Origin of the sequence: Halomonas sp. MES3-P3E, from assembly GCF_002836035.1 — a bacterium.
GTDB lineage: Bacteria > Pseudomonadota > Gammaproteobacteria > Pseudomonadales > Halomonadaceae > Vreelandella > Vreelandella arctica.
The window spans coordinates 1-826 of record NZ_PJBT01000118.1 but is presented as its reverse complement, the minus strand read 5'-3'; the positions used below and the strand labels follow the sequence as shown (position 1 = coordinate 826).

The window sequence follows — 826 nt, the reverse complement described above, 5'->3', positions numbered from 1 at the left end:
CTTATTTTTAGCTTACCGTAACGAATCGACCCGTAACGCACTAGCAAAGTAAATCCTAAGTTTAATACAGCGCTTTCGTTTTAGTAATGTATGACTTGAATGCGCCTGCTGTACTACAAGAGTCCGTTAGAACGGCGTGCAGACAGCAGGCGAGCTTTTATCACCCTACTAAAGGGTCATAAATGGCTCATCTTCCTGGCCTGTAAACGTGTACACATTGTAAGGGCTTTCTTGTGGCCCCGGCATACCCGGTGTGCCAATGGGCATACCCGCCAAACCGATACCGTCAATATCGGGTTGTTCCTCAAACAGCGCCTGCACGGCTTCCATTGGAACGTGGCCTTCGATCCAATACTCGCCCATCTCAATGGTATGGCATGAACCCAGGCCATAGGGCACGCCTGCCTGCTGCTTAATATCACCCAGCTCTACATCGTCAATAATCGTCACTTCTACGCCGAGCTCTTCAAGATGGCGTGCATAAGCGTCACAGCAGCCGCACTGGGGGTTTTTATACAATGTTGCCTCTGGCGGTAACGCCGCCTGGGCGGAGACCGCCCCAAGCAGCATGGAACCAGAGAGTAAAAGCTTGGTGCTCATATGTTGCATTATTTTCAACTCCTTAGCGTGAACGACTGAAGAGGTACTTGGCCAGCGAAGCGATCGCCAAGCCAATTAATAACAGCATGGCCAGGGGCATCAACCAGCCTAGCCACCCCATTGACCCCATAAAAGCAAAACATTCCGCGTTCATCATGCCATCACTCCTAAAAAAAGAGGCAATCGCCAAGGCTTATTGCGGGCCATGGTGGCTGGGCATGCTTCC

1 protein-coding gene is annotated in these 826 nt (G+C 51.0%); it reads right to left on the bottom strand.

From position 1 onward, the window contains the following. Positions 1-168 precede the first annotated feature (168 nt). Positions 169-609 carry a DUF411 domain-containing protein gene (locus tag CXF87_RS12175; RefSeq protein ID WP_008957442.1) on the bottom strand — a complete coding sequence of 147 codons (441 nt, stop codon included), beginning with the start codon at positions 607-609 and terminating at the stop codon, positions 169-171. Positions 610-826: the final 217 nt, after the last annotated feature.

Coding starts and splice junctions, on each gene's coding strand:
- CXF87_RS12175 (WP_008957442.1), bottom strand. CDS start 609: ATGCAACATATGAGCACCAAGCTTTTACTCTCTGGTTCCATGCTGCTT.